Source organism: Paenibacillus terrisolis, from assembly GCF_056171975.1.
Genome location: NZ_JBKFGG010000055.1, coordinates 1 through 20,198, shown reverse-complemented (window position 1 = coordinate 20,198; position 20,198 = coordinate 1). Strand labels below are relative to the sequence as shown.

General features: G+C 52.8%; 15 protein-coding genes, 1 tRNA gene and 1 other annotated feature. Of the genes, 6 read left to right on the top strand and 10 right to left on the bottom strand.

Annotated elements, in window-relative coordinates:
- The first annotated feature begins 113 nt into the window (after positions 1 to 113).
- The 4 genes from ACI48K_RS25290 to ACI48K_RS25275 all read left to right on the top strand — a co-directional run bounded on the left by ACI48K_RS25290 (position 114) and on the right by ACI48K_RS25275 (position 2,800).
- On the top strand, positions 114 to 1,001 hold the full coding sequence (locus ACI48K_RS25290) for a carbohydrate ABC transporter permease (protein ID WP_475030400.1): 888 nt from the start codon (positions 114 to 116) through the stop codon (positions 999 to 1,001).
- The gene (locus tag ACI48K_RS25285; protein WP_475030399.1) at positions 1,001 to 1,831 is read left to right on the top strand and encodes a carbohydrate ABC transporter permease; all 831 of its coding nucleotides are present in this window, start codon (positions 1,001 to 1,003) and stop codon (positions 1,829 to 1,831) included. The genes ACI48K_RS25290 and ACI48K_RS25285 overlap by 1 nt, the downstream gene beginning before the upstream one ends.
- A gap of 131 nt (positions 1,832 to 1,962) precedes the next feature.
- Positions 1,963 to 2,192 (top strand) — a binding site (T-box leader).
- A gap of 79 nt (positions 2,193 to 2,271) precedes the next feature.
- Positions 2,272 to 2,344, top strand: a tRNA-Phe gene (locus ACI48K_RS25280).
- A gap of 27 nt (positions 2,345 to 2,371) precedes the next feature.
- The gene (locus tag ACI48K_RS25275; protein WP_475030398.1) at positions 2,372 to 2,800 is read left to right on the top strand and encodes a GNAT family N-acetyltransferase; all 429 of its coding nucleotides are present in this window, start codon (positions 2,372 to 2,374) and stop codon (positions 2,798 to 2,800) included.
- Between the two features lie 332 nt (positions 2,801 to 3,132).
- On the opposite strand, the gene ACI48K_RS25270 is transcribed toward ACI48K_RS25275, so the two are convergent.
- Positions 3,133 to 4,731, bottom strand: coding sequence for a glycoside hydrolase family 43 protein (locus tag ACI48K_RS25270; protein ID WP_475030397.1), 1,599 nt, complete (start codon positions 4,729 to 4,731; stop codon positions 3,133 to 3,135).
- Between the two features lie 142 nt (positions 4,732 to 4,873).
- On the opposite strand from ACI48K_RS25270, the gene ACI48K_RS25265 reads away from it, so the two are divergent.
- The gene (locus tag ACI48K_RS25265) at positions 4,874 to 5,905 is read left to right on the top strand and encodes an LLM class flavin-dependent oxidoreductase (RefSeq protein WP_475030408.1); all 1,032 of its coding nucleotides are present in this window, start codon (positions 4,874 to 4,876) and stop codon (positions 5,903 to 5,905) included.
- Between the two features lie 102 nt (positions 5,906 to 6,007).
- On the opposite strand, the gene ACI48K_RS25260 is transcribed toward ACI48K_RS25265, so the two are convergent.
- From ACI48K_RS25260 to ACI48K_RS25220, 9 genes are all read right to left on the bottom strand, one after another.
- The gene (locus ACI48K_RS25260) at positions 6,008 to 7,144 is read right to left on the bottom strand and encodes a family 8 glycosyl hydrolase (protein ID WP_475030396.1); all 1,137 of its coding nucleotides are present in this window, start codon (positions 7,142 to 7,144) and stop codon (positions 6,008 to 6,010) included.
- A 68-nt stretch (positions 7,145 to 7,212) separates the two neighbouring features.
- A complete protein-coding gene (locus ACI48K_RS25255; protein ID WP_475030395.1) occupies positions 7,213 to 8,784 on the bottom strand; it encodes a glycoside hydrolase family 43 protein in 1,572 nt (523 codons plus the stop codon).
- A gap of 311 nt (positions 8,785 to 9,095) precedes the next feature.
- Positions 9,096 to 10,127 carry an endo-1,4-beta-xylanase gene (locus ACI48K_RS25250; RefSeq protein ID WP_475030394.1) on the bottom strand — a complete coding sequence of 344 codons (1,032 nt, stop codon included), beginning with the start codon at positions 10,125 to 10,127 and terminating at the stop codon, positions 9,096 to 9,098.
- 26 nt (positions 10,128 to 10,153) lie between these two features.
- The gene (locus tag ACI48K_RS25245) at positions 10,154 to 11,110 is read right to left on the bottom strand and encodes a carbohydrate ABC transporter permease (RefSeq protein ID WP_475030393.1); all 957 of its coding nucleotides are present in this window, start codon (positions 11,108 to 11,110) and stop codon (positions 10,154 to 10,156) included.
- Between the two features lie 3 nt (positions 11,111 to 11,113).
- A complete protein-coding gene (locus ACI48K_RS25240) occupies positions 11,114 to 12,079 on the bottom strand; it encodes an ABC transporter permease (protein ID WP_475030392.1) in 966 nt (321 codons plus the stop codon).
- An 85-nt stretch (positions 12,080 to 12,164) separates the two neighbouring features.
- A complete protein-coding gene (locus tag ACI48K_RS25235) occupies positions 12,165 to 13,868 on the bottom strand; it encodes a type 2 periplasmic-binding domain-containing protein (RefSeq protein WP_475030391.1) in 1,704 nt (567 codons plus the stop codon).
- 128 nt (positions 13,869 to 13,996) lie between these two features.
- Complete coding sequence (locus tag ACI48K_RS25230; protein WP_475030390.1) at positions 13,997 to 15,553, bottom strand: response regulator; 1,557 nt, start codon at positions 15,551 to 15,553, stop codon at positions 13,997 to 13,999.
- Complete coding sequence (locus tag ACI48K_RS25225; RefSeq protein ID WP_475030407.1) at positions 15,553 to 17,379, bottom strand: sensor histidine kinase; 1,827 nt, start codon at positions 17,377 to 17,379, stop codon at positions 15,553 to 15,555. Before ACI48K_RS25225 ends, ACI48K_RS25230 begins: the two co-directional genes overlap by 1 nt.
- Positions 17,379 to 18,947 (bottom strand): helix-turn-helix domain-containing protein, encoded by a 1,569-nt coding sequence (locus tag ACI48K_RS25220; protein WP_475030389.1) that lies wholly within the window; start codon positions 18,945 to 18,947, stop codon positions 17,379 to 17,381. The genes ACI48K_RS25225 and ACI48K_RS25220 overlap by 1 nt, the downstream gene beginning before the upstream one ends.
- 241 nt (positions 18,948 to 19,188) lie before the next feature.
- Here ACI48K_RS25220 and ACI48K_RS25215 point away from each other — a divergent pair, with 241 nt between their 5' ends.
- Positions 19,189 to 19,812 (top strand): polysaccharide deacetylase family protein, encoded by a 624-nt coding sequence (locus tag ACI48K_RS25215; RefSeq protein WP_475030388.1) that lies wholly within the window; start codon positions 19,189 to 19,191, stop codon positions 19,810 to 19,812.
- Positions 19,813 to 20,198 lie beyond the last annotated feature (386 nt).

Genomic DNA, 20,198 nt, shown 5'->3' with positions numbered 1-20,198 from the left:
TTTAGTCGCGAAAATCGCTGATTTATAATTCATTATATCCGAAAAAGGTAAGGCGTACAGAACAGCTAGATCTGCCGGATGTTCAACAAAACGCTGCGAAAAAGAGGTGCTTTATGTTAAAACTGGGGAGAAAACGGGCCGAAAAACTGGAGTTTGGGATCTTTACGCTGCCGATCCTTATCGCCGTCATCGCTGTCTTCTACTATCCGTTCGTCATGACGATTCGCTACTCCCTGACCAAATGGAACGGGATCTCCAAACATCCGAAATTCATCGGATTCGACAATTTCCATCAAATCTTCACGGGGGACGCCAACTTTAGCCACGCCGCCTGGTTTACCGTGAAGTACGCGATCCTTTATATCGTTCTGATTAATGTGCTGGCGATTTTGCTGGCGCTGGTTCTGGACATGAAGCTGAAGTCCACGAATTGGCTGAGAGCGGCGTTTTTCATTCCGTACATTCTTAGCCTTGTCATCGTCGGCTTCATCTGGAAATTCATTTTTATGCAAGGGTTCGAGTCGCTGGGCAACAGTACGGGCTGGGGGATTTTCGACCTTAGCTGGCTCGGCACGCCGGGACTTGCGTTCGTCTCGATTCTGCTCGTCTCGATTTGGCAGTCCATCGGTTTTTATCTGGTCATTTACATCGCCGGTCTGCAGTCGATTCCGGATGATTTGAAGGAAGCCGCCACCGTGGACGGTGCCGGGCCGGTTCGCCGGTTCTTCAATGTCACACTGCCGCTGCTTGCGCCTTCGATTACGATTTCCGTCTTTATGGCGCTGACCAACTCGATCAAGGTCTTCGACGTGATTCTGTCGCTGACCGGCGGGGGTCCCGGCGGCACGACTTACAGCATGGCGTACGATATTTACCGCGATACGTTCCAGAACAACCTGTACGGTTACGGAACCGCCAAAGCGCTCATCCTGTTCGTCGCCGTCCTGATCGTCACCATCATTCAATTGACCATCTTCAAACGCAGGGAGGTTGAGGCATAATGAAACAGAAAACAGCGGGGCGCATCGTCCTTGAAATCGTCATGGTGCTTCTCTCTCTCTTGTTCCTGTATCCTTTGTTCCTGACCATCATCAACTCGCTTAAAAGCTTCTCCGAGGTCATGACCGACGTGATCGCTTTGCCGAAACATCTGGCGTTCAGCAACTATTCGTACGTCTGGAAGTTCATCAATTATCCGCGGCTGTTCCTGAACAACGCCGTCATTACCGTATTGGGCCTGGCGGGGATCGTCCTGATCTCTTCGATCGCCGCTTACAAGCTGGCGCGGACCAAATCCCGAATGAGCGGAATTATTTACTTCATCTGCATCATGCCGATGCTTATTCCGTTCCAATCGATCATGCTGACGGTATTGCAAATGGCGAAAAACTTTCACTTGTCCGACAGCACCTGGGGACTGGGGATTCTGTACTGGGGCTTCGGCGCACCGCTCGCCCTGTTTATCTACCACGGCTTCGTGAAGGGAATTCCGAAGGAAATCGACGAAAGTGCCACCATCGACGGCGCTTCGGGCTTCCGGTTGTTCTTCAGCGTGATCTTCCCGTTGCTGAAGTCGGTCACGACCACGATCATCATCATCGACGTGATGTGGATCTGGAACGACTTCCTGCTCCCGCTGCTTATGGTAAACGGTTCGCCGACGACCAAAACGTTGACGCTCGCCGCTTACACTTTCGTCGGACAATACACCTCCGACTGGCAATATGCGATGACCGCCATGGTTATGGCCGTGCTGCCATCGATCATCGTGTTCATCTTCCTGCAAAAATACATTGTCAAAGGCGTTGTCGCCGGCGCGGTGAAGGGTTGATGGATGGAAGGTAAGATGTGAAATAAAAAGAGAGTTCGATTGAGCAGACCATAAAAAATATTGGATAGTCAAAAGTGGTTATTGACTTCATCCAGTATTTAACATATGATAAGAAAAAATTAAATACCGTACAAAATGCAAAGACGGAGAAAAGTAGATCAATACTTTTTTACAGGGAGGAAACGCCGGAGATTGAGAGCGTTTCTAAAGAACAGGGTTGATTGAAGTTCACTCCCGAGCAGTCCCTTGAAACCATTTACCGCAAGTAGAGGGCACCGGAATTTTTCCGTTATGATATTAAGTGAGAACCGCCGCAGGGTGTGTTCTAATTAGGGTGGTACCACGGCTCCTCGTCCCTTTCCGGACGGGGGGCTTTTTGTTTTTTCTTAAATCAAGATACACAGTCTTCAGGGAGGCAGCCTCCAACAAGACGAAAATTCGGCTTGGTAGCTCAGTCGGTAGAGCAAAGGACTGAAAATCCTTGTGTCGGCGGTTCGATTCCGCCCCAAGCCATCACAAACCCATAAAGTGGGGATTCACATGGATCATGAGCCGAATATTTCTTTTGGAAACGAAGAAGAAAGTAAATATATTCGAAGAAGATTAATTGAATTTAACGCGGAGCATGTTCCCGAGGGTCTAAGTTCCCGTTACGAAGACATCAATTTGTCCATCAAGGATGATGGTGGCCGGATTATTGGCGGATTGTTGGCCGTACTCTGTTGGAATTGGGTTAAAGTAGATATTCTTTGGATAGAGGAAAGTCTCCGGAGAATGGGTTACGGGACCCGCCTGTTAAAACTTATTGAGGACATCGCTAAAGAAAAAAGCTGTACGTTTATTAAGCTGAATACCTTCCGCTTTCAGGCACCTGAATTTTATCAAAAGAACGGTTATCGTGTAGTTGCCATACTTGACGAAGCTCCCCTCGGAAGCCATCATTATTACTTCAAGAAAGACATCGTTTAACTATACCAAAATAGCTTGGTTCACCGATGAGCGATCTACCGCTTTTAAAAGCGACTGGAATGAAATAACGCCCTATTGGGGCTCTATTTTAATGTTTCTACCATTTAACACAGAAATAGCGGTATAAAATACCGCTATTCTCCTGAAGATAACCAAAAATATGGATTTATTAGGGCGGCTGGAGGAGAATAGAGACATTTTGCGCCGTTATTTTCGAGAATATGCCGATAACCCGAGAAATAAGGATAAAAAGCACCGCTATTCGGGGGCCTCCTCTTCACCCTCACCAAAAATCTTCGACTTTTGTAAAATTGTAAAGCGCGACGCCCCCTTTATTCGATCGCTTTATCCAGTTCCTTATATATGAAGTAATCGAAATCCGCATGCATTCCGGTACCGCCCAAATCCTGCGCGCATAAGCCGAGGTAGGTTCCGGTGAACCGCACGTTCTGAGCCCGGTCGTCGGACAGGTGGCTGACATCGATCGCAGGGCCGATTCGGCGCCAGTTCTCCCCGTCGGTGCTGTAGCTGAACCGCGCCACTTCCCGTTCGATTTCAACCCGCAGCCCGCAGCGGCTTACTCCGTCGATAGAGACCTCCTCTTCCAGAAGTTCATCGTAAACGCCGGATTTGGTTTGAATGATAGTTAGGCTTTTTCCTTTGATTTCATCGCGGGAGATACGCAGATATACATGGTCATCCTGATCATAATAAACAATCAGCCCCGCCATCTGTTGAAAATAATCCGGTTCGAATTCCACCACCGTCTCCGCCAGGCAGTAAAAGGACTGCTGCCGTCTGGCCACAAGGCTCTGCCGGTGAAGAGAGTTTAGCGATTCCCGCCCGCGGAGGCGCAAATAACCTCTCCGTTCGCTCAGCGTCAGCCAATCTTCCTCAGGAGGAACGCGCAGCGTATTCCAATGGATACCAAGCTTTTCCCCGTCAAATTCGTCCACCTCCGGCTCCGGTTCAAAAGGATGCGAAGGCAGGTCCGGCGCTGCCACTTCCACCTGCGGCTCATTGCCTCCGGTCTCCAGCCGGAACCAGCCTTCTTCCGTCCAGACGGCTTTTTGAATCGCCGTTTCCCGTCCAAGCGTACAAAACTCGTCTTTGACCGGCCGTCCCGTCAAATGAACCATGTACCATTCCCCGGTTTGCGTTTCGACAATGGAGGCGTGGCCCGCTTTTTGAAGCGCGAGGTACGGCTTGCCGGACGACGTCAGGATCGGATTCGCCGGATCGACCTCGTAAGGACCGTCAATCGTCTTCGAACGGGCCATCGTCACCGCATGATCGTAAAACGTCCCCCCCTCTGCCGTCATTAAATAGTAGAAACCGTTTCTTTTGTACAAATGCGGACCTTCGGTCAGCTTCAAATCCGTCCCTTTGAAAATGTTCTTGATCGGGCCTACGAGTTTTCGCAGCGTCGGATCATATTCCTGGAGAACGATGCCGGCGAAATGGTTTTTGCCCTTCCGCGGATCCCACAGCATGTTCACGAGCCACTTCCGGCCGTCATCATCGTGGAACAGGGAAGGGTCGAAGCCGCTGCCGTTCAAATAAACCGGCTCGGACCAAGGTCCCCGGATATCGGTCGCCGTCACCAGATAGTTCGGCGTATCTTTGTACGCCCCGGTTCGGCTTTTCACATCTGTGTAAATAAGGTAAAAAACGCCGTTGTCGTAGCTCAGGCAAGGCGCCCAGATGCCGCAGGAGCCGGGATTGCCGAGCATATCAAGCTGCGAAGTCCTCGTGAGCGGGTGCGTGATCAGCTTCCAGTGAACGAGATCCCTGGAATGGTGAATTTGCACGCCGGGAAACCACTCGAACGTTGACGTGGCGATATAGTAGTCGTCCCCGACCCGTAAGATCGACGGATCCGGATTGAAACCGCGCAAGATTGGGTTGGTGATGGTTCGGTTATCTGGCATTTTTGCTTCCTCCCATTCATATATTTCGTGTGCAGTGCCTATTTATCTTAAATTCGATATAATAAGAATTAGGTTTTTAGCCTGGCGAAGAGTAAGCTTCTTGGCTGGTTCATTATATAGCAAGATAAAGGAGGCTCGAAGAATGTTCAATTCGTCTCATTCTATTACAAAGCGTTTATCCGACATCCCGGTATCCATCCTGGATCTCGCCCCGATCAACGTGGGCAGCAGCGCGGCCGAGTCGCTCCGTAACACGCTCGACCTCGCCCGGCACGCCGAGGACTGGGGATATTACCGCTATTGGCTTGCGGAGCACCACAGCATGCCCGGCATCGCCAGCTCGGCGACGGCGGTCGTGATCGGCCACGTCGCCGGCGGTACCAAATCGATCCGCGTCGGCTCCGGCGGCATCATGCTGCCGAACCACGCGCCGCTGGTCGTCGCCGAGCAGTTCGGCACGCTGGAATCGCTCTACCCGGGGCGGATCGATTTGGGACTGGGCCGCGCGCCCGGCTCGGACCCGCTCACCTCGCAGGCGCTGCGGCGCGGACAAGGCAGCGACGGCCAGGACTTTCCGGAGCGGCTTAGCGAGCTCCGGAGCTACCTGCGCCCGGCGGAGGGCGCAGGCCCGCGGGTGCGGGCGGTTCCCGGCGAAGGCCTGAACATCCCGATCTGGCTGCTTGGCTCCAGCGGCTTCAGCGCGCAGCTGTCGGCCCAGCTCGGTCTGCCGTTTGCCTTCGCCAGTCATTTTGCGCCGGACTATTTAATGCCGGCGCTGGAGCTGTACCGCAGCGGGTTCCGTCCTTCGGAGGAGCTGTCCGCCCCTTACGCCATGGTCGGAATGAGCGTTATCGTCGCCGATACAGATGAAGAGGCACAGCGGCTGGCTACTTCCCAGCAGCAGCAGTTCCTGGGCCTCATCCGCCGGCATGTCGGACAGCTCAATCCGCCGGTCGGCAGCATGGAATCCCTGTGGACCCCGCAGGAAAAGACGTTGATCGAGAGCCAGCTGAGTTTCTCCGCCGTCGGTTCGCCGGAGACGGTGCGGCGTCGGCTGGACCAGCTGCTGCAGGAAACCCAAGCGGATGAAATCATCGTTGCCGCACAAGTTTACGATCACAAGGCCCGCCTTCGCTCCTACGAGCTGCTGGCGGATATTGTCCGGGAAAGCTAAGCCAAAACAAGTTGCAGGGCTGTTCCATACAGGGGGATCGGTAGATCCTCCCTGCATGGGAACAGCTTTCTTGCTGTATTGCGACAAACGAATTGCTGACCCCTAAGGACCCCAAATCCGGTAATTCCCGCTCAGCGCGAGCAACGCAAACAGATACAAGCAATTATCGTAATATCTTCGTTCACCCGTACGGACCGGGGTGTTCCAGAACAGCTCAACGGCTTTGCGGGCATGTGGACCATTTGCTGCAAGCGCTGCCATTGCATTCGTCGCCAACAACCCGACGGGATGCAGGGCTTTCTCTTCGAACGGCTCGCCCGCAATGGTGTACCGGCGGTAGTCCTCCGGCTCTTTATCGGCAAAGAAGGCCAAAATCCTGTCCGCGGCCTCCCGCTCCCAAGGATCGGCGCCAAACCATTCCGCGTCCAGCCCAAGATTGGCGGCAACCCGGTAAGAATCGCTGAAAAAATGTCCAAATCCCCGCTCGTTATTCGGCGTTCCGTCGTAATAGGCATATTCCGGAGCAAGCCCCGTTACCGGATGGCAGGATATTTTCAAATAAGCCCGGCTGGCTTCGGCCGCTTCCTTCCAAAACGGCCGGTCGGCCGGATCGGCCCACAGCGCAAACAGCTCGTAAAAATGCGGCAGATGGTACGAAGGATCGGAATACTCGCAATTCGGAACGAATTTGATCAGCTTGTTGTGCGGATTCCACATCGGGTGGCCGACTCCGTTCTCGCCTTGATGCAGGCAGGTCCGAAGCAAATCGCGAGCTTTAGCGCCGTAGTCAAAAGGCGCCTCGCGATCGCCCCAGCGATGGGAAGCAAACAGCAGGGCCATCGCAAAATACTCCTCGCCGTCCGGCGCCGGTCCGTTGGATCTCGGCGTGCCGTCCGGATTGCAGGACCAAGCGAAGTATCCCGCGTTTTCTCCGTCCGTCATGAACATATATGTCTTCGTCCACTTCCACAGCCGGTCAAACACGTCCTGACGGTCAAGCTGTACGGCCATCATCATTCCGTAGGACATGCCCTCGGTGCGCACATCGAGATTGCCCGTATCAAGCATATACCCGAGGTCGTCCCCTTGCGGGTAGTAAATCCGCGTATCCTCGCCGCCTTCAAACAGCCGCCGCCAGGCATCCGCCAGACGATTCAGGATTTCCCGCTCGTCGTAGCCGAACTCCGCCAATACGTTGCGATACCGGCCCGTATAATAGACCCCTTGAGGTTCCGTCATATTTCAAGTCAGCCTCCTTGTCGTTGTCCTTCAGTCCTAAACGTAAAGCTAAAGCAAACCGTAAATCGTCACGATAGCGGAAGATAACTGAAATCGTCAAAATAAGCCCATGAGTCGCAGTCTTTGCCGTTCCCCGTCGCGAACAGGCCGAATACCGCTCCGGTAAATCCTCCGTTGCGCTCAGGCGATACGACGTTTGCCGGTACCGGTGCGGCGAAGCTGCTCCAGCTGCTGCCGTCCAGCGAATACGCAAACGCGTAATCCCGCTCCCCCGCCGCGATGCGAAGCCAGACACGAGGTCCTGCCAGCGGCGTCTCCGCCAGCACGGCCATCTCGCCTTGATCCACGGCAGCCGCAGTCAGAACCCGCTTTCCTTCCTCATTCCGGCGAACGGAAAGCGTCAAATGTCCGAGTTCGTTCAGCCGTACGGCCAGTCCGGCCTCCTCTCCATTACGCTGCGGCATAAATTCCACCGCAGAAGTCACGGATGCCCGGAGGTGCCGCTGACGAGCGCCAAGGAATAGCCCCGGAGCCGAGTCGCGCAGCGAAAAGGCACTGCCCCGAAGCACCGCGTAACCCGGACGGGCCGTCAAAGAAATCCGTTCCCCCGGCCGCGACATCGGAAAAATCCACTGCGATCCCTCGAGCAGCTCCCCGTCGAAATCATCCCGCCATTCGGCAGAGCCCGTTTCGCGGACGCCTTTTGTATCGTCAACTAACGCAGCAGCTGGCCATGATCTGTCGATCGTCATTTCAAACTGGACCGAACCCTCGTTATTGTCCACCATGGGCCACCCCTCCTCCGTCCAGTACACCGGAGCCAAAAAGGTTTCCCGGCCAAGCGGGCTGTATTCGCCGTCAATGGCTCTTACGCCGAGAAACAGCGCCCACCATCTTCCTTCGGTATCCTCGACGAGCTCGGCATGACCGACATTTTGTACCGGATGATCCGGCAGACGGTTGTGGGTCAGCATGGGCCGGGGCATCATTTCGAAGGGCCCGTACGGCGCATCTCCCCTATATACAAGTACCCGGTGATCGCGGCCTGTTCCGCCGCAGGCGCAAATCAGGAAATACCTGTCGCCGATATGATAGAGATGAGGCCCTTCCGTCCAAATTCCGCCGTCCCCTTCGGCAACCACAACCGGGTCGCTGAGCGCTTCCCCGGTCGCAATATCGATTTCATACTGGATGATATGCGAATCGGCTCCTTCCCCGGACTGTGCGGTAACATAGACCTTGCCGTCCCGATCGAACATGAGGGACGGATCGATATTGCCGAACGGCACCCGGATCGGATCGCTCCATGGACCGGCCGGGTCGCCGGCCGTGATGTAAAAATTCCCGATGCCCGTCACATCGGTGTTTATAATATAGAAAACGCCCTCATGATAGCGTAACGTCGGGGCGAAAATTCCTTTTGAGCTTCGGCGCTCCGATAAATCGATCTGGCTCTCGCGGGTCAGCGCATGCCCGATTTGCCGCCAATGGATCAAATCTTTGCTGTGGAAAATCGGCAGGCCGGGAACATATTCAAAAGAACTGACCGCCAGGTAATAATCCTCTCCCACCCGAATAACGCTGGGATCGGGATAGAAGCCGGATAATACAGGGTTACTGTATGTGATCACGTTATCCATCGATTTCGCTCCTTTTCATCCACTGCTGCCGATTAATACCGACAGACACCGTTTCACCCTAAATCTATCATTTCATTTCCGGACTAGCCATGACCATATCGGGCAGATATTTACCCAAATCAAGCCGACAAATATCGACATCAACAGATGCGTGCGAACAGTCAAAAGAAAAGACGCCCCCGTATCCCAAAAACCATACGAAGGCGTCATTTACCCAAAACCGCGTTTTCTCCGCAGGAGGGAGCCGCAGCGGACCATCGGCCCCAATTCCATTTCCGGTGCGCCCCCCTCCCGGCGGCAAAACTCCCGTTCTATTCCGGAACCCGCTCCCCGCCGCAAGTCCCCGCAATCCGCTTAAACGCAGCCTTCGGACGATGCTGCTCGTCGAACGGAAACGGCCAGTTTTTGCGGCCCGGTACCGGAAAATCATCCAGCCAGGTGTAATCGTCCGCCGCTCCCCAAAAGGTGACCGATCCGATGACGTCGCGGTATTCCTTAAGCAGGCGGAACAGATTCCCGTAACGCTGCGCCTGCAGCTCCAGCATATCCAGGGTTGGCGCCTTCAAGTCCGTACGCCGGTCTTCGTGGCGGAACACCGAGATATCCAGCTCCGTGAGCTGAATCTGCAGCCCAAGTGAAGCATATTTCTCGATCGCGGCGCGAATGTGATCCATACCGGGGTCGAACAGATTCCAATGCGCTTGCATGCCCATGCCGTGGACCGGCACACCTTGATCGATCAGCGTTTTGAGCAGCGTGAAAATGTAGTCCCTTTTCTGCGGGTTGGTTTCGTTGTAATCGTTATAAAAAAGCAGCGCATCGGGATTCGCATCATGCGCAAATTCGAACGCCTTCGCGATAAATTCGGGTCCGGCAATCCCCAGCCATTTGGACCTCCGAAGCGGCTCCTCACCTTCGTCGGAAACCGCCTCATTCACCACATCCCAGGCGTAAATATCGTCTTTGTAGCGTCCTACCACTGTATCGATATGCTCCTTCATTCGGGCAAACAGCGTTTCTTTACTCGCCGGCCCTCCCTGCCCGTCCCCGAACAGCCAGCCCGGCGACTGGTTATGCCATACCAGCGTATGACCGCGCATCGACATCCCGTGCCGCTTGGCAAACGCAGCAAGCCTATCGGCCTCCTCAAACGCATAGACGCCTTCCTCCGGATGAATGCTGGCGAATTTCATTTCGTTCTCCGCGGTAATGCTGTTGAAATGATAGGCGAGCAATTCGGCCTGAGTTTGAATGGTTCGCGGATTCACGGCCGCCCCGATCTTAAAATCGTTCGCGAACAGCTCCTTAAGCTTCGGTTCCTTGCGTGTTACGATCGTACTCATCAGCCGTCACTCCTTTTAAAAACCGGTTATTCCTTCACGCTTCCCACATTCAAGCCAACCACGAAATATTTCTGCAGAAACGGATACACGAGCAAAATCGGCACGGAGGCCACAACCGTCACCGCGGCCCGGATCGATAACGGGGTTACCATATCCGCGGATTCCCGCGTCATCCCCGCTCCGGCCGCTACTGCCGGATTGTTGTTGGAGTTCATGCTCGAAGACAGCAGCTTCATGAGCTCATATTGCAGCGTACTTAGGCTTTGCTTGGATGATGTATACAAAAACGCGTCAAACCAGGCGTTCCATGCTCCCACGGCAACGAACAAAGCAATGGTGGCGAGCACGGGCTTACATAGCGGCAAAATAATCCGCAGAAAAATCTTGAAGTCTCCCGCTCCGTCGATTCTGGCCGATTCCACCAGGCTTTCCGGGAGCGAGCCGATGTAGGTGCGAATGACGATCATGTTGAACGCGCTGATCATGGACGGAACGACGTACACCCAGAAGCTGTTGATCAGATTCAAATCCTTGATCAGAAAATACCCGGGAATGAGACCGGCGTTGAAATACATGGTCAGAATGAAAATGAGCGTAATCGGCTTGCGGAATACGTATTCTCTCCGGCTGAGCGTATAAGAGAGCATGGTGGTGAGAAAAATGTTCAGCAGCGTCGAAAGCACCGTCCGGGCCACCGAGATCCAGAACGCATCATAAATCGTACCCGAAACGAAAACCGCTTTATAGTTCTGCATCGTCCATTCCCGGGGCCAGAGGTAAATCCCGCCCCGGATTGTATCGTTGCCGGCGTTGAACGAAACCGCGATCGTGTTCAGGAACGGATACAGCGTGACCACCACCAAAACAATCATAAACAAGGCGTTGAATGTATTAAAAAGAATCGGCTCGATTCGGCTTCTTCCCATCCGCCGGTTCAGAGCGGCGCCGGTTGTCTTTTGCGGTGCGATCGATGGATTGGCCATCTCCTATAACAACCTCTCTTCCCCAAGTCGTTTCGCAGTCCAGTTCGCGAAAAGCAGCATCGTGACGCTAACGACCGTTTTGAAAATACCGCCGGCGGTAGCCAGGGAATAATTGCCTTGAGCGATCCCGTATTTCAGTACAAAGATATCGATCGTTTCCGACCAGTCCACGACCAGCCCGTTGCCGAGCAGGTACTGTACTTCGAAGCCGGCTTCCAGGATATGCCCGATCGACATGATCAGCAAAATCACGATAGTGGCTTTAATGCCGGGTACGGTTACATGGCGCATTTTGCGAAACCGGCTCGCGCCGTCGATGTCGGCGGCTTCATACAGGGCCGGATCAATCGAGGCGATCGCCGCCAAATAAATGATCGTATTCCAGCCGACTTCCTTCCACACATGGGAGGCTCCGACAATCCCCCAGAAATATTTGCCTTCGCTTAACCACAGGATCGGCTCCTTGATGAGATGCAGCCTCATCAGAACGTCGTTGATGATTCCATCAGAGGCCAGCGAGGTGGCTACAATTCCGGTTACGATGATCCACGACAGAAAGTGCGGCAGATAGGAGATCGTCTGCACCGCTCTTTTCAGAAAATCCTTCCTGATTTCATTCAGCAGCAGCGCTAAAATAATCGCGGTGGTAAAACCGAGCACCAGATTGATAATGCTCATTCCGAGCGTATTTCTAAGCACCCGCAAAAAATCGTCGTCCGTAAACAGAAACTTGAAATGCTTGAATCCCACCCAAGTTTGCTGGCCGAAATCGCGGGCGGGCTTGTAATCCTGAAAGGCCATCGTCCATCCCCAGATGGGGACATAGGCGAACAAAATGATATAGAGCATCAGAGGAACCGACATGAAAATCAGCTGCTTCTGGCTTTTTATGAGCGACCAGGTGATGGGATGCTTCGTCTCCTTTTGGGGCTTTCGGGCCGCTCTTTGTTTCGCTAAGGTCTCATCCATAACATCGTTCTCCCCGCCAAGCCGTGAATTTCAGAAAGAGGAAGGCTATGAGGCCTTCCGCTTTCCGAGGTTCAAGCTATGAATTTCACTCGCTCCAATGATCGATTCTCCATTGAATTTGATCGTTGATCCGATCCTCGTAAGCCTTAACGTTCACCTTGCCGATCGACGACACATACTCGTTCCAGACGCCGTCAAATTCGGCCGGTTTGGCCAGAATCGCCCTAGGCAGGAATTTGGTCGAAAGGTCGTTCAGCTTCGTGTTGACGATTTTCGCTTCCGAGCCTTCAACAAGGTCGACTGTCCAGGCCGGGTAAGCAACTTCGTTTTCCGGCGGTTCGCTGAAGAAATCGACGTAGCTGTTAAAGCCGTATGCATCCAGAAATTTTTTGTCGTACGGTTTCAAGCCCGCCTTGTACTCTTCCGGTTGAGCGGCTGCGTCCGTTGAGTTGCCATCGTTAAAGCTGCCTTCGATTTTCGGCGCAAACTTGAAATACGCATCCGCTTTGTTGCCGAGCTTCCATGTCCCGTCCGTAAAGTCATCCCGCTGTTTCTGCGTTTTCATAAATCTGCCTTCCTCATTGACGATATAATCCTCTCCTTCTATGCCCCAGGAGAGTGTCTTTTGCCAGTCTTCCGTAATCAATGCGTCCAGCAGCTTGATAATTTTAACCGGATCCTTCGCGTTCACGCTGATCCCAAAGCCGTTGTTCAGATTCAGCGGCGCACGGTCGCGGTAGTGATCCTTGGTGCCTGAATCGTAAACCAGAGGCAAGCCGACATAAGTTCTCTCCAATTTATTCTGGGTAGTCAGGGAGTCCTCGGCCGTTTGGAAGTTCCAATGCTGGTCAAACATCCCAAGCACGTTGCCGTTGGAGATTTTGGCCATATATTGGTCATAGTTTTGCACAAACGTTTCCTTGTCGATCAAGCCTTGGGCATTTACCTCGTTCAGCTTTTGGTAATACTGCTTGGCGTAATCCTTATCGGCGAAAATTTCCGCTTTGCCGTCCTTTACGACAACCCCGCCGTCGTTCGGATGCCCGATCAGATGCTGCGGAGCGTTGAACAGGCCCCAGTTTCTCCAGTCATAGTTCAAAATTTCAAACCCGATCGTCGGCTTGCCGTCGATGGTCGGATTCTTTGCCTTGTACTGCGCGATCAGGTCAAAGTATTCGTCCAGGGTTTTCACTTTCGGATAACCCGCTTCTTCCAGCACCGCTTTTTGCACCCAGAAGGCCGGTCCGGAGTACCAGGTGCTTTCCAGCTTGCCGTTATACACTCCGTAATTTGGCAAAATATAAATGTGTCCGTCGTTTGGATCCTTCATCATGTTCCAGTATTTTTCGTAATGCTTTTTCAAATTGGGCGCGTTTTTCTCGATCAGGTCCTCAAGAGGAATGTAGGCTCCCGCGGCCGTCAGTTTGGTATTCCCGGTCATCATGTCGGGATAATCGGAGCCCGCGATCATGACGCCTAGCTTCTGGTCGATGTCGCCCGCCAAAAATTCGAAATTGAACGTAGCTCCCAGCTCATCCTTGATTTTCTTATAGATCTTGTTGTCCGGCGTCGGCTGCTGGCCGGCTTCCCCGATAAATACGCTGATATTGAACGGTTCCACCTTATCTCCGCTATCGTTCCCGGTTGAGGATGGTTCCTGCTTGGCGTTGCCGTTGCCGTCCGACGCGGCATTATTGCCGTTTCCGCCGCCGCATCCCGAGAGGACGACGCTGAGCGACAGCAGCATAAGCAAGCCGAACCGGAGCAGCGATTTGGACTTACCCCCCATGTAAAGCACCTCCGAATAGTTATAGCTACACCGAGCCTTTGTAAGCCCTTACATGTAACTTATCTTTATTGTAAAAGCGCCGCCAGAGCCGAAACTATAGCACAATTAAAGCATTAACCCTAAAAATCTTAGAACATGGAAGAGTGATGGTCTTTGTATTCGTTCGGGGACATCCCTTTCCGTTTTTCGAATTGTTTGAGGAACTGCCCGTAATTGGCGTAACCCACTTGCTCCGCAATTTCGCTGTTTTTCATCCTGGTTTCATTCAGCAATCGGAGGGCTTCCCCAATCCGCAAATCATGCAGCAGCTCGTTGAAGCCGACCCCGTTTTTCTTCGTCAGCAATTGCCCCAGGTAAACCGGGTGGATATAAAAAATCTCGGAAAGCTTTTTGATCGTCAGGTTTTCACGGAAATGCGCATGGATGTAGTCGATGATTTCCTGGCCGATTCCCTGCGATTTCAAGATTTGCTCCTCCCGCAGTACATCGATGCACGCTTCGCCGCACGCCTGCAGCTCTTTCATCAGATCGTTCAGATTCATCATCGATTCGTCAAAGCCCGGCTTGCCGTACTTAGCGAGCAAACGATTGGCGTTTTCTCCTCCGGATTCCCGCACATACTCCGTAATCCGGAACATCATGTGAACGACCGTTTTTCTTACGATATCCGGAGATACCAGCTCCTCCCGAAAAGTCCGGGCCGCCGTCTCCACCTCCAAGCGAAAAGCGGATAAATCGAGCAGCTCCATGGCCGAAGTAATTCCATCCAACAGCTTGACCTGATCATAGTGATATTGAAGCGGAAGGCACCGGGTATCCTCGTAGCGGGCAATACCTTCATATTCGGGTTCAAAGAACTTGTAGACGATGGCCCTTTTCGCGGTCCGGTAGCTTTCCCCGATTCGAAAAAGCGCGGACTGCCCTTCCCCTATAGCCATAAAAACCCGGTAAGGAGCGTAAAGCTCCGCCAGGTTCTTAAGCATTGGCCAAGTCTCCTCCCCCTCCGATTCGGAATTGTCCCCAAAAACAAAGCCAAAGCTGTCCAACTCAAGATCGACGAGAATAACATAGGACTCCGGGCCAAACATTTCCGTTGCCATTTTCCTCAGCTTCGCGAAATCCGACGGCCGGGTCTGGACCAGGCAGAAATTCCATTTCCTCCGGCTGGCGGATATGCGTTCCAACGGCTTAAGCTCCTCTTCGCTTTTGAGCTTATCGTGCAGCAGTTCCTTGATCAGCGAAACGATTTTCTCACAGCCGGCGAGACGGGTGAACCGCTCCCGCTCCGCTTCCTCGGCCAGTTCCAGATAGATTTCTTTCAGCTCCTCCGATGCATCTTCTTCAATGACGGGTTTAAGCAGGTAGTGATTGATGCCAAAATGCATCGCCTTTCGAGCGTATTCGAATTCGCTGTACCCGCTGAGAATGACGAAGTGGACGGCCTTGTTCCCCGGCTCCCGCTGCCAGGCCGCGATCATTTCCAACCCGTCCATCAGCGGCATATTGACGTCCGTTACGACCAAGTCGGGAGCAAGCTCATGTATTTTACGCAGCCCCTCGGCTCCGTTGCCGCAAGTTCCGCACACCTCGAAACCGAGCTCCGGCCAATCGATCCACAGCTGCATTCCTTCCAAAGCACCCGGTTCGTCGTCGATCAATAGAACCTTAAACCTCAGTCCGTTCATCAAGGCTTCCCCCCATTCATCGTGTTAGAACTTCCATCAAGCAATTTGACCGGAATTTCAAAAGACACGATAGTCCCTTCCTCCGGACGGCTGGCGATATCGAACCGGACCTGGTCGTCGTAAAAGAGCTCCAATCTCCGGTATACGTTCCGGATTCCGATGCTGGCGCCGGCTAAATTTTCGTTTCGGACCGACATGATGATCTCCCGAAGCTTGCTCGCCTCAATCCCTTTTCCGTTATCGGCGATTTCGACGCGCAGCCGGGCGTCGGCGATTTTGGCGCTGACCGTGATCAGCCCATGCCCGTCGGCCGCCTGGATGCCGTGCTTGCAGGCATTCTCTACGAGCGGCTGGATACTCATTTTTGGAATCCCATACCCAAGAACCTCTTCCGCAATGTCAAAACGGTATTCGAATTTATCCCGGAAACGGAATTTTTCGATTTTGAGGTACATCTCGATGAACATCATCTCTTCCTCGATCGAAACGATGTCCTCCTTCCAGCTAAGGAGACGCCGCAGCAGCCTCGACAAGCTTTTGACGATATCCGTCACGTCGGAATAATTGTTTTTGGTGCACACGACCAAAATCGCGTTTAACGTGTTGAACAGAAAATGCGGATTCATCTGACTCTGGAGAAAATTCAGCTCGGCCCTGACCCGCTCCATCTCCAGATCCTTTTTCTGGATCTCCAGTTTGTACACGTTGTTGATCAGCGAGTTGATCCGGGCCGTCATCTGGTTGAAGTTCCTGATCAGTCCGCCGATCTCGTCCCGTCCTTCATCGATGCGGATCAGATCGAACTTCTCGTTCGTGACCTTTTGCATATGGCGCGCCAGCCGTTTCACACGGTAATTATAAGAGCGCAAAATGATGAATATGAAAAGAGAGGTGAAAAGGGTGACGATGGCCGCCAAAAAACCGACGTAGAGCCGCAAGTCCAGCATCGCTTTGCTGATTCGCGTCCCCTCCGTAATTCCGATGAGCGTCCAGCCCTTCACATATCTGGCCTCGCCCAACGAAACTTTGTAAACGTCCTTCTCCTTTTGATCGGCAGCCAATGCAAAGACAGGGTAATCCGCGCCGATTCCGACTCCCCGCTGGTAACCGCTGCCCGAAGACATAATAATTTGGTTGTTCTCGTTGACCAAATACAGGTTCAGATAATCTTGTTCCCGGATGATTACGTCGTAGATTTTACTGATGTCGAAATCGATCCGGAGCAGCTTTTCGTAGGTATTAAAGGAGTCGAAGTAGTCCAATTTCTCGATAACGCTTAAATACGGTGCCGTCGAATATGTATCGCTGGCCTCAGGCGCACGGAAGGCCGCAACAAACACTGGAGCTCTTGAAGCTTCCCACTGCCTGTACCAGTCGCTCCGCAGCGCATCGTCGTCCATGATCTGGTAGTTGCCGCCCGACACGATGGAGTGATTATTCGTAAAGACGGTGATTCTCTGAATTTGATTGTTCACGGGAATATAGCCGATGACTCTTTTTCGGAGCTGCTCGTCGTAGGCCTCATAGAAATCGAGCTGGTTGTCGTAAGTCCGGTCCAGCATTTCATACAGCGTTTTGTCGGTGCTCAGCGCATATCCGACCGCAACCCCGCCGTCGATGTAATCATGGATATCCTTGCGGGCCCGTTCGAGCGAAATGTCCAGGTTCTGCTCCTCTCTGGATTTGACGAGCTCGGACATCCGGTCCATAAACAACAAATTCAACACCATGATCGGCAGCAAAACACCGATGAGATAGATCAGGAAAAGCTTGTAGTTCAAGGGAATATCGTTGACGACTTTACGGAGTCTCCATTTTCTCCCCATCATTCCTCCGTCCCTTCGCCGGGAATCTGCATTCGCCGGGGATCGTTCCGGTAGGCTGAAGGCAGTACCCCGGTTTTTGCCTTGAATTTATTAATAAAATAATCCGCATTCGGGTAACCGACCTGCAGAGCGACCTCGGATATTTTCATCGAGGTGCGGATCAGCAGTCTTTTGGCCTCCTCGATCCGTTTCTCATGCAAATATTCGTTAAACGGCCTGCCCGTTTGCTTTTTGAACAACTGTCCCAGATACACGGGGTTCATGTGAAAATGCTTCGCCAGTTCCTGAAGCTGCATTTTCCGGCGGAATTCCCGGTCCACATGCTGAATCACATGCAAAATAGTATTCGATTCGGTTTGTTTTCTCAGTTCGGTTAGTTTGGTAAGCGCTTGCAAACATAGGCTCTGCACATACCCCTTCAGCACCGGAAGGCCGTCCATTCCCGCCCAATTTCCGTGTTCCAGCTGAAGCTGCCGCATAAACGCCTCCGAATCTCCGCTCATCCCGGCTATTTGCCGGCAAAAGGTCAATTCCAAATCGGCGATATGGGTTTTCACCACTTCCGGATCAAGCTGTTCTTCCGCCAAAGAGGCAAAGAGCTTTCTAACGAAAAAATCGACGGACTCCGCCTTGCCCTCGCTTACAAGTTCCGCCAGTTCTTTGAATTTTTCCCTCTCTTTATGAACAGGCGCATATTTCGGGTCCGCCTTTGGCCCGTCGTAATTGAAAATGCCTGTTTTGCCCTGAGCGCGCTTAGCCTTGGCGATCTCCCGCGATTGCATGTACAGATCTCGAATCGACCGGATCCCGTGCATCTTCTCGCTTATCGCCATAACAAACGGCTCACTCCACTCTTCGGTGAGCTCCCTGTAAAGACGCTCGGCCTGTTCCTCCCATTGCCGGCCCGGCATGGATCCGCATTTTACGATGAACCCCGTCCGTTCGCGGCTGTCCTGAAACAAACACCCGGCATGGGGAGGGAAAACCTCCCGAATTCGTTGCTCCAAGTTTCCCGGAAGCGGTGGCGACTCCAGCATCACGCAGCGAAGCTCCTCCGTCTCCGACACGCCAAGCGAAAGGGCAGCCTGCCGTTCCAGCATCGGGTTGATTTCGCCTTGAATCAACCGGTTCAAGTAATGGTTTTGCACAACTTGGCGCTGTTTGACCAGACTTTGCTCTTTTTTAAACTCGTCGTCGATGGTCGAACCAAGCCGCGCCAGGAGCAAAGCGATCTCCTCGTCGTCAATCGGTTTGAGCAAATATCCGGCAACGCGCTGCCTCATGGCGGTCCGGGCATATTCAAAATCGTCGTATCCGCTTAAAATGACGAATTTCGGAGGCTTCGAAAGGATGCGGTTGGACCGTTCAATCAATTCGAGTCCGTCCAGCACCGGCATCCGGATATCGGTGAACACCAGCGCCGGCTCGTGCTGCCGCATCAGGCTCCAGGCTTCGGAACCGTTGGAGGCCGCCCCGCATACCCGGAAACCGTAAGCGCTCCAGTTAATCATCGACTGCAGCCCCTCAAGAACCCAAGGTTCATCATCGACCAAAAGGACACTCAGCATCTTTGCCACTCCTTTTCATCCGAATGAATGTATGCCAGATTCTAGCAGAAGAAGCATAAAAAAGATACCACAAGTTAACCTTTTTTATCCAGCGCGATAGGTTCTCTCTTCGGGAACTCCCGGAAAAGGATAATCGCAAAATAGCGAGAATAGAGTATGCAAACTGAGTGTTGGGAACCCATGCCTGCGGAAGTTGATTCCGATCATCGGGTTAATGCAAAGAAGGGGGTTTTTGTGGCATATGGCTGATTCGGCTGTAATCAACGCGGTGTTCACCGAGGAGAAGGCCGTTGCGTTTACGTTTGACGACGGACCCAATCCCGTGTATACGCCGCAGGTTTTGGACATTTTTCGCAAGGCGGGGGCGAAGGCGACCTTCTTCATGATCGGCGAACAAATCGAGCAAAGCCCGGAAACGGCGAAGCTGGTTCATGAACATGGACATGAAATCGGGAATCACACCTTGACGCATCCCCATTTAACCGGGTTGAGCGAGCAAGAATGCTTGAACGAGCTTGTGCAAACGGAGCGGCTAATTGAGCAGATTGCCGGCGGGAAACCCGCCGTGTTCCGGCCTCCGTATTTTGATTTTAATGAGTTGGTGGGAAGCGTAGCGGGGAGATTGGGCTACAAAGCCATTGGAGCGGTGAACGGAGCGGCCACGGACTGGGAGCAGCCCGGCGCCCGGCATATTGTGGAGAAAACAATGGAGTCGGTTGCTCCGGGCAGCGTTCTTTTGTTCCACGACGGCTACGGGGATCGCTCCCAGACCGTGGAAGCCGTTCGGATATTGGTCTCGGAGCTGACGGAGCAAGGGTATAAGCTGGTAACGGTCAGCGAGTTGCTGCGGTTATCGTCCAAATAAAACGAAAGGAGCCGCCTCGATGAGGGAGCTCCTTTCGTTGTTCTGCTGCCGTGTGCATCTTAAGGCGTTTCGCTTATGAGTTTAGCGCCAAAAGAGCTTCGGCCCGAAAATAAGGGTATCATTTGGCCTTATTTGGCCGTTTCGCAATCTTTTCCCGAAATAGCGGTACAATTTGGCCTTATTCGGATTCCTCCCGCGCAAAATCGGATTTTCGTCGCGCATCAGAGTAGAATAAGGCCATTTATTGCCCTTATTTCGTCAAAAGTCCGCCTAAACAGCAAAATAGCGCCATTTTTTGTCCTTATGCAGCTAGAATAAAAAGTGGACATCTCTTAGTGTCAAACAGATAATTGAATCTAATAAGACGAAGAGGTGCCAAAAATGAG